Origin of the sequence: Billgrantia zhangzhouensis, from assembly GCF_021404465.1 — a bacterium.
Lineage (GTDB): Bacteria > Pseudomonadota > Gammaproteobacteria > Pseudomonadales > Halomonadaceae > Halomonas > Halomonas zhangzhouensis.
The window spans coordinates 73,408-86,831 of sequence record NZ_JABFTT010000004.1; the positions used below are offsets into that span (position 1 = coordinate 73,408).

Here is a 13,424-nt window from a genome sequence, read left to right on the forward strand (position 1 = left end):
GAGCGAGAGGAGAAACGCATGAGCGACTGGCCAAGCCATGGCGGGCGTCCGGAGCAGCTATTGCCGCGCTTCGGCCTCGCTGGCGGCAGTGAAATCATCGACTTCAGTGCCAACCTCAACCCGCTGGGGCCGCCGCCCTGGCTGGCGCAGCGGCTTGCCGCTAGCGTGACGGAGCTAGCTACCTATCCCGACCCCGACTATCGCGAGGCGCGCGAGGCCATCGCTTGCAACGAAGGGCTGCCCGCCGAGCAGGTGCGGCTTACCAACGGCGGCGCCGAGGCGATCTTCCTCGCCGCGGCGCTGCTGGCCAGGCAGGGAGTGACTCAGGCCACGATCGTGCAGCCTACCTTCGGCGAATATGGGCGAGCCTGCCGTCACTACGGCATCGCCGTGGAGCCTCTCGCCCTGACGGGGGAGCGCTTCATGCTGGACGAGGCGCGTGCCGCTGAGGCCATGTGCGATACCGGCGCGCTGTTCCTGTGCCGCCCCAACAACCCCACCGGAACGCTGATCGAGCGTGAGCGAATCGAGCGCCTGCTGGTGGCAGGCCAGCGCCACGGCGCCACGCTGGTGGTGGACGAAGCCTTCGTCGATTTCGTCACGCCGGACGAGCGGCTCACTCCGCTGCTGGCGCGCTTCGATAACCTGCTGCTGCTGCGCTCCATGACCAAGCTCTACGCCATTCCCGGCCTACGGCTGGGCCACCTGCTAGGCTCGGCCGCAGCGGTAGGGCATATCGGCGAGCTGCAGCCGCCATGGAGTGTCAACGCCCTGGCGGCGGGGCTGGTCGCACCGCTGTTGGCGGATCGTGACTATCTGGCCCGGACTCGCGCCTGGCTCGACGCCGAGCGGCCCTGGCTGCAGGGCGAACTCGAGGCGCTGGGGCTGAACGTTGTGCCTTCACACGCTAATTTCCTGCTGTTCCGGAATGCTCGGCTCCGGGATGATCGCGGCGGGCCGATGCCGGCGCTGCTGGAACACCTGGCGCGTTGCGGCATCCTCGCCCGCCATACCCACAATTTCATCGGCCTCGAGGGTGCCTGGCTGCGAGTGGCGGTGCGCTCACGGCCGGAGAACCAGGCGTTGGTCGAGGCGATCGCCCGTTGGAGCGCGCCATGATCGCCTTCATCAGCGGCGGGGCGCGCTCCGGCAAGAGCACCCATGCCGAAGCCCTGGTGCGGCGCTGGCAGGCCGAACGGGGCGGAGCCCGCTATTACCTGGCGACTGCCAGCGGCGGCGACGGCGAGTGGCAGGCCCGTATCGGCCGCCATCGGCAAGCCCGGGGCGAGGGCTGGATCACCCTGGAAGAGCCGGTGGATCTTATCGCCGCCCTCGAGCGGGTGGAGCCCGGCAGCACGCTGCTGCTCGACTGCCTGACCCTGTGGGCCAGCCAACTGCTCTATTCCAGCGAGCATGCCAGCGAACTCGACGAGGCACAGGGCATTGCCATGATCGAGCGCCTGCTGGCCGAGGCCCGGCGACGCAACGTGGCGCTGGTGATCGTCTCCAACGACGTCAACGAGGGCATGCCCCCCGAGAATGCCGAGGTATGGCGCTACCTGGCCTTTCTGCAGCGGGTTCACCGCCTCGTGGCGCAGGAGGCGGACGAGGTGATCCAGGTAATGGCCGGGCTGCCGCAGGTGTGGAAACGCCGTGGTGAGGAGCGCTCATGAAAGACGCCGCCTATGGTTTGGTACTGGCATTGCAGTTCCTCACCCGCCTGCCGCTGCCGTTCGCCTGCCCCTGGACGCCGGCCGCACGGCGCTGGGCGGTGCGCTGCTATCCATTGGTGGGCATGCTGCTCGGCGGCTTGCTGGTGGCGGCCGCCGCGCTGCTCGGGAACCTGTTACCTGCGCTGCTGCTGGTGCTGGCCCTGCTCACGCTGTGGGTGGCGCTCTCCGGCGGGTTGCACCTGGACGGCCTGATGGACGTGGCCGACGCCCTGGGCAGCAACGCGCCGCTGGAGCGCAAGTGGGAGATCATGAAGGATCCCCATGTCGGCAGCTTCGGTATCCTGGCGCTGGTGTTCCTGTTGCTGTGGAAGGCCGCGCTGCTGTTCATGCTGCTCGAGGCCGGCACAAGCCTGCTGTTGCTGGTGATGGTCCCGGGGCTGGGCCGCCTGGCAGCCGTGACGCTGCTGGTGCTGGCTCCGGCGGCACGGTCCGAGGGCATGGCCGTCAGTTGGAAGCGCGATCTTTCACCGCGTGATCTCTGGCTCGCGGCGCTGCCGTTGCTGCCGCTGGCTGTGCTGGTGCCGGGAGGAATGTGGCTGTGCCTTGCACTGGCGCCGTTCCTGATGCTCTATGCCTGGGCCATGCTGCGTGCCTTCAAGGGCATCAACGGCGATATCGTCGGAACCGCAATCGAGGGAGGAGAGCTATGGCTGCTGCTGGTTGCCTGGAGCTGGTGGTCGTTCGTCACGGGCTGACGCAGTGGAACCGTGAGCGTCGCTACCAGGGGCAGCGCGACATCCCGCTGCTGTTGCCCGACGCCCTGCCGGGCCTCGACCGGCTGCGCGAGGCGCTGGAAGAACAGAGCTTCGATGCCGTGCACTGTAGCGACCTGACCCGCTGTCGGCAGACCCTGGCGCATGTGGTCGAAGGGCGCGAGAGGGCCTGGCCGACGAACTTCGATGCGCGCCTGCGTGAGCTCGACTTCGGCGACTACGAGGGGCGCACCTACGATGAGCTGAAGTCGCAGCCCTTCTATCGCGCCTGGATCGACAGCGAAGGCCGGCAGCCACCGCCTGGCGGCGAGTCCACCGCCGACCTGGGCCGGCGGCTCGACGCATGGTTCGACGACGTGCTAAGCGCTTGCAAGGCGCTTGGCCAACGTCGCGTGCTGGTGGTCGCTCATGGCGGGGTAATTCGCGAGCTGCGCCGTCGCTTCGAGGGCATCGGCTTCTGGCAGGGTGACGTCGTCCAGGCGGAGGGACGCCGCTTCACGTTTGCCATGAACGAAGAGGGACGCTGGCAATGCAGCTCTTCATCGGCGGTGCCTACGCCGGCAAGCGCGACGTCGTAAGGCAGCGCTTCGAGGCCCCGCATTGGCACTCTGCCCATGCCGGGGGCCGGCTCGAGGCCTGGCGCTCACTGGCGGAAACTCGCTGCCTGGTGCTGGAGGGCTGGGAGCGTTGGATCGGCGAGCGGCTCGCCGCCGAGCCCGACGACGACCGGCTGCGCCAGGCCATGGCACGGGAGCTCGATGCGTTGTGGGGCTGGGAGGCCGAACGCGGCGGTGAGGCCGTGCTGATCCTGCTCGAAATGGGCCGCGGTATCGTGCCGCTCGGCTTGGATAACAGGCGCCTGCGCGACCTCAACGGCTGGTTGGCCCAGGACGCCGCGGCCCGCTGCGAGCGGGTGTGGTACGTATGGAACGGGCTGGTGAAAGAGCTAAGTCGATGATCTATATCAGCCTGAGCGCAACGATGCGTTGACGTCCACCGGTGCTGTTGTTAGCTTACGCCCACTCTCAGGCGCCTCATTGTCCTATCGAGGTTAAACGGGAAGTCGGTGACCCGCTTCGCAAGTCGAAGAGGCGCATTCCGACGCTGCCCCCGCAACGGTGATCGAGTGTAGGTCCATCATCATGCCACTGTGCTTTGCATGGGAAGGCGATGGACCCGAAGCGTGCAGTTGGCGCTTCACTCGTCAGCCCGGAGACCGGCCTGAGGTAATCTGTCGGGTTGCGGCGGGCAACTTCGAGGCAGGGCCGCGCCTCTCTCCCTTTCTCGATCCCCTTCACGCCGCCCCGGCTTCGCCTAGAAGACCGTGCGGGTAGGCACGGCGAGCAAGGGAATCGAAATGAAAACCAAACGACATCTGGCCGCGCAGGGCTTGGCCGCCTTCGGCTTGGCTGTGCTTCCTCTGGCCGTTCAGGCTCAGGCCACCACCGCCGCCGAAGCCGACACCGTCGCCCTCAACCCCCAGGTGGTCACCGCCACCCTGGCGCCACGTACCGCCGATGAGACGCTCTCCTCCGTGACCGTGCTCGATGAGGTCACCCTGCGCCGGCAGGATCCCACCAGCGTGACCGATATGCTGCGCGGCCAGCCGGGAGTGGACGTGACCTCCAACGGTAGCTTCGGCAAGAACAGCAGCGTCTATCTGCGTGGCACCGGTAACGATCAAAACGTGCTGCTGATCGACGGCATTCGCCTGCGCTCGGCGACCACCGGCGGTGCCGCCTGGCACTACCTCGACCCGCGCATGTTCCAGCGTGCCGAGATCGTGCGCGGCCCCCGTGGTAGCCTGTATGGTGCCGATGCCGTGGGTGGCGTGGTGCAGCTGTTTACCCACGACGCCGAGGAGGATGGCCCTCATCCGCGTATTTCGGCGGGCGGCGGCTCCTTCAATACCCAGCGTTACAGCGCCGGCTTCTCGGGCAGTGAGGGTGGCACCCGCTACAGCTTCGCCGGCAGCCACTTCGCTACCGACGGCACACCAGTGCGTCGTGGCGGTGAGGACAAGGGCTACGACAATACCTCGGCGCTGGCGCGGATGTCGCATACCTTCGATAGTGGTGCCGAGGTTGGTGTCCTGGCGCTACGCGCCCGCGGCAGCAACGAGTTCGACGGCGGCGAGAGCGACTTCGTCCAGCAGGTGGCTGGGATCTACGCTGAGCTTCCCATCACCCAGCAGTGGACCAACCGGCTGACGCTCAGCGAAGCGCGCGACGAGCTGGATTCCTTCGATGACTTCGGCGATTCCACTATCGATACACGCACCCAGACGCTGCGCTGGCAGAATACCCTCCGCTTCGGCATGCATGAACTGATCACCGGTGCCGAGTACAGTGAGGACGAGGTCTCAGGTAGCAACGACTACGCCGTCGATAGCCGCGACAATATTGCGGTATTTGCCCAAGGCCTGCTTGACTTCGCGCCCTTTGCTGTACAGACCAGCCTGCGTTACGACGATAACGAGGCATACGGAGAGGAAGTCACCGGCAGTCTGGCGCTGGGCTATGATCTCGATGACCGACATACGCTGCGCGCAAGCTACGGCACAGCGTTCAAGGCACCAAGTTTCAATGATCTCTACTTCCCGGGCTTTGGCAATCCCGACCTGGAGGCAGAAACGTCCGAAACGATCGAGCTTGGGATTCGCGGGCAGTATGCAAGCTGGTTTTGGGATGCGGCGCTTTACCAAACCGATATCGACAACCTGATCGCTGGCCAGCGCGGCGATGTAACGACCAATATCCCCACCACGCGCATTCGCGGCATTGAGCTTTCCGGCGGTGCCAAGATTGATGCCTGGACGCTGGCGGCAGCGCTGACCTATAGCGATCCGGAAAATCGTGCCACGGGCAAGCGTATCCAGCGGCGCGCCTCGCAGAGCCTACGCCTCGACGCCGACCGTGAGTTGGGCGACTGGTCGCTGGGTGGCTCTTGGATCGTGCAGAATCATCGCTACAACGATGCCGACAACGAAGAGCGAATTGGCGGCTACGGGTTGGTCAATCTACGCGCCGGCTGGCAGTTTGCCCCGCTGTGGTCGGCGCGCCTGAGCGTGGAGAATGCACTTGATAAGGACTACGTCACGACTCGTTTCTTCGATGGCGATGATTATCTCAGTGCCGGCCGTGCTGCTTTCGTTAGCGTCCACTTTGGGCAGTAGACGGTTGTTCGGCTGGCTAGCCGGACTCGCGCTGGCGCTCCTTTTTTGGGGGGGAGCCTCAGCCCAGGCGGATCCCGTCTGCGTGGTCGATGATCGCGACCGCGAGGTGTGTCTCGACCAGCCTACCGAGCGCATCGCCACGCTGTCACCAGGCGCGACGGAGCTGACCTATGCCGCCGGGGCGGGGGAGAAGGTGGTGGCGGTAGTGGCCTTCAGCGACTACCCGCCCGAGGCCAGGGAAGTTCAGTCGGTGGGCAGCCACACCCGTATGGATCTGGAAACCCTGGTGGCGCTGAACCCCGACCTGGTAATTGGCTGGGTGACCGGCAACCCGCCCGAGCAGCTCGAGACCATCGAGGCGCTGGGCATACCGGTGTTCTACATCGAGCCGAGGGACTTCGAGGGCGTTTCCAGCGCCGTCGAGCGCTTGGCGCTGCTGGCCGATACCCGCGACGAGGGCGAGCGGGTTGCCGCCGAGTTCCGCGACGGCATGGCGACGCTGGCCGAGCGCTACGCCGATGCGGAGCCGGTATCGGTGTTCTACCAGGTGTGGGACGAACCGTTGATGACCATCAACGACGAGCACCTGATCGGCGAGGTGTTGACCCTGTGCGGCGGGGTCAACGTCTTCGGCGAACTGTCGCGGCTGGTGCCGCGCATCGACGACGAATCGGTGCTGGCCGCCGACCCCGAGGCGATCCTGGCCGGAGGCATGGGCGAGGAGAACCGCGGCTGGCTGACCCATTGGCAGCAATATCCAAGCCTGACCGCCGTCGAACGCGACAATCTCTACTTCGTGCCTCCGTCGTTGATCCAGCGCCCCACGCCGCGCCTGCTCGAGGGCAGCCGCCTGTTCTGCGAGCAGCTCGACCGTGCCCGTGCCAAGCGTTGAAGCCGGCATGACCACGCCCCAGCGCTCACTGTGGCCGCCGCTGGCGGTGCTCGCGCTGCTGGGGCTGGCGGCGCTGCTGCTATCGGTCACCCTGGGCAGCGCCGCGCTGTCGCTGGGCGACGTATGGGCGGTGGTGCGCGGGGAGGGTAGCTCCCTGGCGCGCACGCTGATCCTCGACCTGCGTATCCCGCGTTCTCTCTCGGCCTTTGCCGTGGGCGGCCTGCTCGCCGTGGCGGGGGCGCTGATGCAGGTGCTGCTGCGCAATCCCCTGGCCGACCCCTACGTGCTGGGTCTCTCCGGCGGCGCCTCGGTGGGGGCGCTGGCGGCGATGCTGGCGGGGCTGGGTGGGGCGGTGATCACCGGCTCCGCCTTCGCCGGGGCTTTTCTCTCCACGCTGCTGGTGTTCGGTCTGGCCCACGGTACCGGCAGTTGGACTCCCTCGCGGCTGCTGCTCACCGGCGTGGTGGTGGCCGCCGGCTGGGGCGCGGTGATCACGCTGATGCTGGCGATAAGCCCCGCCGAGCGACTGCCCGGTATGCTCTACTGGCTGATGGGCGACCTCTCCTACTCACGCTCCCCCTGGCCACCTCTGGCACTGCTGTTGACGATCTGTCTGCTGCTGTTGCCGCTGGGTCGCAGCCTCAACGTCATGGCCCGGGGGCCGCTGCAGGCAGCTGCCCTGGGGGTCAACGTGCGCCCCCTGGAGTGGACGATCTATCTCGTGGCCAGTGCGCTCACCGCCACCGCGGTGACGACCGCCGGCAGCATCGGCTTCGTCGGCCTGGTGGTGCCGCATATGCTGCGTCTGGTGCTGGGCAACGATCAACGCCTGATCCTGCCCGCCTGCGCCCTGGCCGGCGGCACGCTGCTGGTGCTGGCCGATACCCTGGCGCGTACCATGATCGCCCCGGAGCAACTGCCGGTGGGGGTGATCACCGCATTGCTCGGCGTGCCCTCCTTCCTCTTCCTGCTGTATCGGAGCCGCTGATGAACCGCCTCGAGATCCGCGAGTTGGTGGTCGACGTGCCGGGGCGGCGCAACGGTCAAGCGCTCACGCTCAGTGTCGAGCCGGGGCAGGTATGGGGCGTACTCGGCCCCAACGGCGCCGGCAAGACCACGCTGCTGCATACCCTGGCCGGGCTGCGTGGCCCGCGGGCGGGACAGGTGCTGGTCGACGGTCGCCCGCTGGCGTCGCTGGGCCGGCGCCAGGTGGCACGCAGCCTGGGGTTGGTGTTCCAGGAGCGTCACGATGGCTTTCCCGCCACGGTGCGCGAGACGGCGCTGATCGGTCGGCATCCGTGGCTCTCGGTGTGGCAGATGGAGGGCGGCGAGGATCTGCGCCTGGCCGAGGCGGCGCTCGAACGCCTCGACATCGCGCATCTGGCCGAACGCCTGGTCAGCACGCTTTCGGGCGGTGAGCGCCAGCGCCTGGCCATTGCCACGGTGCTGACCCAGGCGCCGCAGATCTGGCTCGCCGACGAGCCGACCAACCATCTCGACCTACACCACCAGAGCGCGGTGATGGCGCTGCTCGCCGAGCAGGCTGCCGAGGGCCGCGCGGTGATGATGTGCCTGCACGATCTCAATCTGGCGGCGCGCTGGTGCGACCACCTGCTGCTGCTCTATCCCGACGGCGAGGCGTGCTGGGGGCCGGCGGAAAGCATGCTGGTGCCCGCCGCCTTGGAGCGGCTCTACGGCCAGCGTCTGGCCACCGCCGAGATTGACGGTGCCCCCGTTTTCGTACCCGTGAGGTGATATGACGACTGCGACGATTCGCGGCGAGGCCCATGCCGCCCTGATCACTGCCCCCGGCTCCGGCCAGGGTAAATCCATGGTCACCGCGGCGTTGGCGCGGCTACACCGCAACTCCGGACGCAAGGTCAGGGTATTCAAGCATGGCCCTGATTACCTCGACCCCATGGTGCTGGAGGTGGCTTCGGGCCAGCCGGTCTATCAGTTGCACCCTTGGATGACCGGCGAAGACGAGTGCCGCTGGCGCTTGGCCGAAGCCGCCGCCGAGGCGGACCTGATCCTGGTCGAGGGCTCCATGGGGCTGTTCGACGGCGACCCGTCCAGTGCCGACCTGGCGATATTGGCCGGGCTGCCGGCGCTGCCGGTGATCGATGCCTGGGGCATGGCCCAGACCTTTGGCGCCGTGGCTCAGGGGCTGGCGAACTTCCATCCCGAACTTGCCATCCACGAGGTGATCGCCAACCGTGTGGGCAGCCCCGGCCACGGCAAACTGCTGGCCGGGAGCATGCCGACGGGGCTCTCGTTGCTCGGCGCCATTCCACGGCACGCAGCGATGCAGATTCCCGACCGCCACCTGGGGCTGGTGCAGGCGGGTGAGCTTGCCGGCCTCGACGCCCAGCTCGACGCTGCCGCCGAGGTGCTCAAGGCGGCCGGCCTCGATCAGCTACCGGGTCGGGTGGCGCTCGAGGCCGAAGCCCCCGAGCCGCCGTCGCGGCTGCTCGAGGGCGTGCGCGTTGCCGTGGCTCGGGACGACGCCTTCGCCTTCCTCTATCGCGCCAATCTCGACCTACTCGAACGGATGGGGGCCAAGTGGTGCTTTTTCTCGCCGCTGACCGACAGCGAGCTGCCCCGGTGCGATGCCCTGTGGCTGCCTGGCGGCTACCCGGAGCTGCATGCGGCCAGACTTGCCGCCAATGCGCCGATGCTCGCCGCGATTCGCGCGCATCACGGCGTCGGCCGGCCGATTCTGGCCGAGTGTGGCGGGTTGATGGCGTGCATGGAAACCTTGGTAGACAGTGAAGAAAACGCGCATGCCATGCTGGGACTGATGCCCGGCACCGCGCGCATGGCTGGCAAGCTCACCGCCCTGGGCCTACAGCACATGACGACCGAGGTCGGCGAGCTGCGCGGTCACACCTACCACCACTCCCTGCTGGAAACGCCGCTTGAGCCAGCCGCCCATGCCCGGCGCCTGGCCGGCAGCCCGGCCGAACCGGTCTACGTCGAAGGTGCACTCATGGCCAGCTATTTCCATGGCTACTTTCCCTCGGCGCCGGCGCTTGTTGCCGCTATCTTCCGCGGCGAACCGCTGCGCTTCACCCAGAATTGAGGAGAACACCCATGCGAGCAAATGCCGCGGACCCCCAGCGCCATGCCGAGCGCATGGCCCACAAGCAGAAGATCATGAACGAGCGCATCGCCCGCGCCGACAAGGAGCAGGGCGTGCTGCTGGTACTCACCGGCCCCGGCAAGGGCAAGAGCAGCTCCGGCTTCGGTATGCTGGCCCGTGCGCTGGGTCATGGCATGAAGGTGGGCGTGGTGCAGTTCATCAAGGGCAAGCTCCAGACCGGCGAGGAAGCCTTCTTTCGCCAGCAGTCGAACGTCGACTACCACGTGATGGGCGAGGGCTACACCTGGGATACCCAGGATCGCGACAAGGACGTGCAAGCCGCCGAGGCGGCCTGGGAGGTGGCTCGCGGCATGCTCGAGGACCCCGCGGTCGATCTGGTGCTGCTCGACGAACTCAACATTGCGCTGCGCCACGGCTACCTGGAGCTCGATCGCGTACTCGACGACCTGCAGGCCCGTCCGCCCATGCAGCACGTGGTCGTCACCGGCCGGCATGCCCCCGAGGCGCTGATCGAGCTGGCCGACACCGTCACCGAAATGAAGGTGGTCAAGCACGCCTTCAAGGAGCAGGGGATCAAGGCGCAGAAGGGCATTGAACTCTAGCTGATGATTCGGCTGGAGGGGATGATGAGCTTCTCCGGCGACAAGCCATCGCGAGGGCGCTGTGAACCCATCCCTGGGCGCTACTTTTGCCATCCATGGCAAAAGACCCTCGCTTCGACTTGTTCTCGGCGCTCATCCTGCCGAGCTCACGCATTATCAGCTTTTCGCTGGCAGTCATCCTGCCGACTCGTTCCCTCATGACGTTTTTGGAGAGCCGCATGGCAGAACACAGCGGGCGAGCCGATCACGCTTTTCCCCCGCCACAGCGGGAGGGACTCTACCGCGCGATTCACGAGCGCCGCGACGTGCGCGCCCAGTTCCTGCCGGACCCCGTGCCGCCCGAGGTGCTGGCTCGGCTGCTGAACGCCGCGCACCATGCGCCTTCGGTGGGCTTCATGCAGCCCTGGGACTTCCTGGTGATCGACAGCCTGGAGGTGCGGCGCCAGGTGCATGGCATCTTCGAGCGGGAGAACGAGCGGGGAACGCAGCAGTTTTCCGCTGAGCGGCAGCAGGCGTACCGCCGCCTCAAGCTCGAAGGCATTCTGGAGAGCCCGCTCAACCTCTGCATCACCTGCGACCGGAGCCGCGGCGATGGCCCGGTGCTGGGACGCACCAGCATCGTCGACACGGACCTGTTCAGCACCTGCCTGGCGGTGCAGAACCTGTGGCTGGCGGCCCGCGCCGAGGGCATCGGCGTGGGCTGGGTCAGCATTCTCGATTCCGACGAGCTGGCCGAGGTGCTGGGACTTCCGGCCTCGGTCTATCCGCTCGCCTATCTGTGCCTGGGCTACGTCAGCGAGTTTCTGGAGCAGCCCGAGTTGGCCCGCTCCGGGTGGCGCCAGCGCCTGCCCCTCACCGAGCTGGTGCATGGCAACGGCTGGGGGCAGGCGCTGGCGGACGGGGCCCTTCACGAGGCCCTTCACGAGGCGCTGCAAGAGGTGGCCAGACCATGCCAACCCTGATGGTCCAGGGCACCACCTCGGACGCCGGCAAGAGCACGGTGGTGGCCGGGCTGTGCCGGGTGCTGGCGCGGCGCGGGGTGTCGGTGGCGCCGTTCAAGCCGCAGAACATGGCGCTCAACAGCGCGGTGACGGTGGACGGCGGCGAGATCGGGCGCTCCACCGCTCTACAGGCACTAGCGGCGGGAGTCGAGCCTCACAGCGACATGAACCCGATGCTACTCAAGCCCGAGAGCGACCGCGGTGCCCAGGTGATTCTGCGCGGACGGGTCCATGGCCACATGGACGCGCTGGACTACCATGCCTACAAGCGCACCGCGCGGGAGAGCGTGCTGGCGGCGTGGCAGGCGCTGTCGGCACGCTATGACGTGATCGTCGCCGAGGGGGCGGGCAGCCCGGCGGAGATCAACCTGCGCGCCAACGACATCGCCAACATGGGCTTCGCCGAGATGGTCGACTGCCCGGTGGTGCTGGTCGGCGACATCGATCGCGGAGGGGTCTTCGCCCAATTGGTCGGCACCTTGGAGCTGTTCAGCGAGAGCGAGCGCTCACGTACCCATGGCTTCATCGTCAACCGCTTCCGCGGTGATATCGCCCTGCTCGAGCCGGGACTCGACTGGCTCACCGAGCGCACCGGCAAGCCAGTGTTCGGCACGCTGCCCTATCTGCAAGGGCTGTTGCTCGATGCCGAGGACAGCATCGGTCGCAGCGGGCGGGTGGGGCCGGGGAGCACGCTCAAGGTCGTGGTGCCGGCGCTGCCGCGCATCAGCAACCACAACGACTTCGACCCGCTGCGCCTTCACCCCAGCGTGGAACTCAGCTTCATCGGGCCGGGCCGAGCGATCCCGCCGGCGGACCTGATCGTCCTGCCCGGCAGCAAGAGTACCCGTAGCGATCTTGCCTGGCTGCGCGCCCAAGGCTGGGAAGAAGCGATACAACGCCATCTGCGCTACGGCGGTCGGGTACTGGGTATCTGCGGCGGCTTCCAGATGCTGGGCCGGGCAGTGCACGACCTCGATGGGCTGGAGGGGCCGGCGGGCTCCAGCGAGGGACTCGGGCTGCTCGAGTTCGAGACGCGCATGGTAGCAGGCAAGCAGCTGCGCAACGTAAGTGGGCGCTTGCTACCCGAAGGCGTGCCGATTGGCGGCTACGAGATCCACAATGGAGTGAGCGAGGGGCCTTCCCTGGCAAAGCCTCTCGTTGAGTTGCAAGGCCAGCCGGACGGTGCCGTCAGCGACGATGGCCGGGTCATGGGCACCTACCTGCATGGTCTATTCGATCGGTCCGAGGCGTGTGCGGCGCTACTGGCTCGCTTCGGGCTCGAAGCACAGGGTGACGCGGTGGACTACCGAGCCCATCGCCAGCAGGAACTCGACCGGCTGGCCGACTGCCTGGAAGCGCACCTGGACATGGCCGCCATCGAGCGCCTGCTAGGGCTGTGAATGTGAGCGGAGCGGTTGGTTGCCGTGCGGGCCGATACGTCGGTGTCGGCCCGCACCTCGTCAGCTTGCGGTGTCCGGCGTGAGCGGCAGCTGGCGCTTGTGCTCGATGCGCTGGTAGGTGGTCACGATGGTATCGAAGGCGAGTCGGGAGCCGTCCCGGTTTTACAGGAAGGCGTCGATGCTCAGCCGGTGATAGTGGGGCAGTCGCTCCAGCGCATAGTGGGCCGCAGCCAGGCGCACTTCGTTACGCGTACCGTCGAAGCGGCGGGTTTCGCTGAAATGATGATGCCGGCCATTCTCGCGGAAGGCCCAGGCGAAGCAGACCGTGCCAATGGGGGTATCGTCGTCGCCGGGGTTGGGACCGGCGATACCGGTGTTGGCCAGGGCTACATCGGCATCGTTGTTATTCAGCGCGCCGCTGGCCATTTCGCAGGCCACGGCCTCGCTGGTCAGTCCATATCGATCGATGGTGTCGAAGCTGACCCCGAGGTAACGATGCTTCGATTGTGGCGAATAGACGCCAAGGCCGCAGTCGATGCTTTGGCCGCTGCCAGGCACCCGGGCCAGCTCGGACACGATCAGTCCAGCGGTGCACGACTCGGCGGTGGCAAGCTTCAATTCGTTGTCGACCAGATAGTCCGTGATGCGATCCAGCAGTTCCATTGCCTCTCCTCCTGATAGCCGACTAGCCTCAAAGCCGACCGGTAGTAAATCGGCATTTTCAACCTAGGCCAGTTTAGCGCTCGTTGCGCAATGGCTCGAATGGTAAGGCGCTGTCGAAGCGCGCAATGCGCAAGGAGGCGGA

General features: G+C 66.9%; 14 protein-coding genes and 1 riboswitch. Of the genes, 13 read left to right on the plus strand and 1 reads right to left on the minus strand.

The genetic code is table 11. The features are described 5' to 3' along the window. The first annotated feature begins 18 nt into the window (after nucleotides 1–18). From cobD to HOP51_RS05860, 13 genes are all read left to right on the plus strand, one after another. Nucleotides 19–1,119, plus strand: coding sequence for a threonine-phosphate decarboxylase CobD (cobD, locus tag HOP51_RS05800; protein ID WP_234273013.1), 1,101 nt, complete (start codon nucleotides 19–21; stop codon nucleotides 1,117–1,119). Further along, a complete protein-coding gene (locus HOP51_RS05805; protein WP_234273014.1) occupies nucleotides 1,116–1,673 on the plus strand; it encodes a bifunctional adenosylcobinamide kinase/adenosylcobinamide-phosphate guanylyltransferase in 558 nt (185 codons plus the stop codon). Before cobD ends, HOP51_RS05805 begins: the two co-directional genes overlap by 4 nt. Continuing rightward, complete coding sequence (gene cobS, locus HOP51_RS05810; RefSeq protein WP_234273015.1) at nucleotides 1,670–2,428, plus strand: adenosylcobinamide-GDP ribazoletransferase; 759 nt, start codon at nucleotides 1,670–1,672, stop codon at nucleotides 2,426–2,428. The genes HOP51_RS05805 and cobS overlap by 4 nt, the downstream gene beginning before the upstream one ends. Then, complete coding sequence (locus HOP51_RS05815; RefSeq protein WP_234273016.1) at nucleotides 2,380–3,024, plus strand: histidine phosphatase family protein; 645 nt, start codon at nucleotides 2,380–2,382, stop codon at nucleotides 3,022–3,024. Before cobS ends, HOP51_RS05815 begins: the two co-directional genes overlap by 49 nt. Then, nucleotides 2,976–3,404 carry a bifunctional adenosylcobinamide kinase/adenosylcobinamide-phosphate guanylyltransferase gene (locus tag HOP51_RS05820; protein WP_234273017.1) on the plus strand — a complete coding sequence of 143 codons (429 nt, stop codon included), beginning with the start codon at nucleotides 2,976–2,978 and terminating at the stop codon, nucleotides 3,402–3,404. The genes HOP51_RS05815 and HOP51_RS05820 overlap by 49 nt, the downstream gene beginning before the upstream one ends. Nucleotides 3,405–3,456: 52 nt before the next feature. Continuing rightward, a riboswitch (cobalamin riboswitch) is annotated at nucleotides 3,457–3,685 on the plus strand. A gap of 118 nt (nucleotides 3,686–3,803) precedes the next feature. Then, nucleotides 3,804–5,621, plus strand: coding sequence for a TonB-dependent receptor domain-containing protein (locus HOP51_RS05825; RefSeq protein ID WP_234273018.1), 1,818 nt, complete (start codon nucleotides 3,804–3,806; stop codon nucleotides 5,619–5,621). Nucleotides 5,622–5,703: 82 nt separating this feature from the next. Then, nucleotides 5,704–6,513 carry a cobalamin-binding protein gene (locus tag HOP51_RS05830; protein ID WP_407061780.1) on the plus strand — a complete coding sequence of 270 codons (810 nt, stop codon included), beginning with the start codon at nucleotides 5,704–5,706 and terminating at the stop codon, nucleotides 6,511–6,513. A gap of 7 nt (nucleotides 6,514–6,520) precedes the next feature. Further along, nucleotides 6,521–7,501: a FecCD family ABC transporter permease gene (locus HOP51_RS05835; protein ID WP_234273019.1), complete on the plus strand. Its 981-nt coding sequence runs from the start codon at nucleotides 6,521–6,523 to the stop codon at nucleotides 7,499–7,501. Continuing rightward, nucleotides 7,501–8,268 carry an ABC transporter ATP-binding protein gene (locus HOP51_RS05840; RefSeq protein WP_234273020.1) on the plus strand — a complete coding sequence of 256 codons (768 nt, stop codon included), beginning with the start codon at nucleotides 7,501–7,503 and terminating at the stop codon, nucleotides 8,266–8,268. The genes HOP51_RS05835 and HOP51_RS05840 overlap by 1 nt, the downstream gene beginning before the upstream one ends. Before the next feature lies 1 nt (nucleotide 8,269). Further along, nucleotides 8,270–9,595: a cobyrinate a,c-diamide synthase gene (locus HOP51_RS05845; protein WP_234273021.1), complete on the plus strand. Its 1,326-nt coding sequence runs from the start codon at nucleotides 8,270–8,272 to the stop codon at nucleotides 9,593–9,595. 11 nt (nucleotides 9,596–9,606) lie between these two features. Next, on the plus strand, nucleotides 9,607–10,218 hold the full coding sequence (gene cobO / locus HOP51_RS05850) for a cob(I)yrinic acid a,c-diamide adenosyltransferase (RefSeq protein ID WP_234273022.1): 612 nt from the start codon (nucleotides 9,607–9,609) through the stop codon (nucleotides 10,216–10,218). Nucleotides 10,219–10,436: 218 nt separating this feature from the next. Then, entirely contained in the window at nucleotides 10,437–11,180 is a 744-nt protein-coding gene (gene bluB, locus HOP51_RS05855; RefSeq protein ID WP_234273023.1) for a 5,6-dimethylbenzimidazole synthase, read from the plus strand. Beyond that, nucleotides 11,168–12,619, plus strand: a complete 1,452-nt coding sequence (locus tag HOP51_RS05860; RefSeq protein ID WP_234273024.1) for a cobyric acid synthase — start codon at nucleotides 11,168–11,170, stop codon at nucleotides 12,617–12,619. Before bluB ends, HOP51_RS05860 begins: the two co-directional genes overlap by 13 nt. A 162-nt stretch (nucleotides 12,620–12,781) precedes the next feature. Here HOP51_RS05860 and HOP51_RS05865 read toward each other — a convergent pair whose 3' ends face one another. Beyond that, nucleotides 12,782–13,282 (minus strand): CinA family protein, encoded by a 501-nt coding sequence (locus HOP51_RS05865; RefSeq protein WP_234273025.1) that lies wholly within the window; start codon nucleotides 13,280–13,282, stop codon nucleotides 12,782–12,784. Nucleotides 13,283–13,424 lie beyond the last annotated feature (142 nt).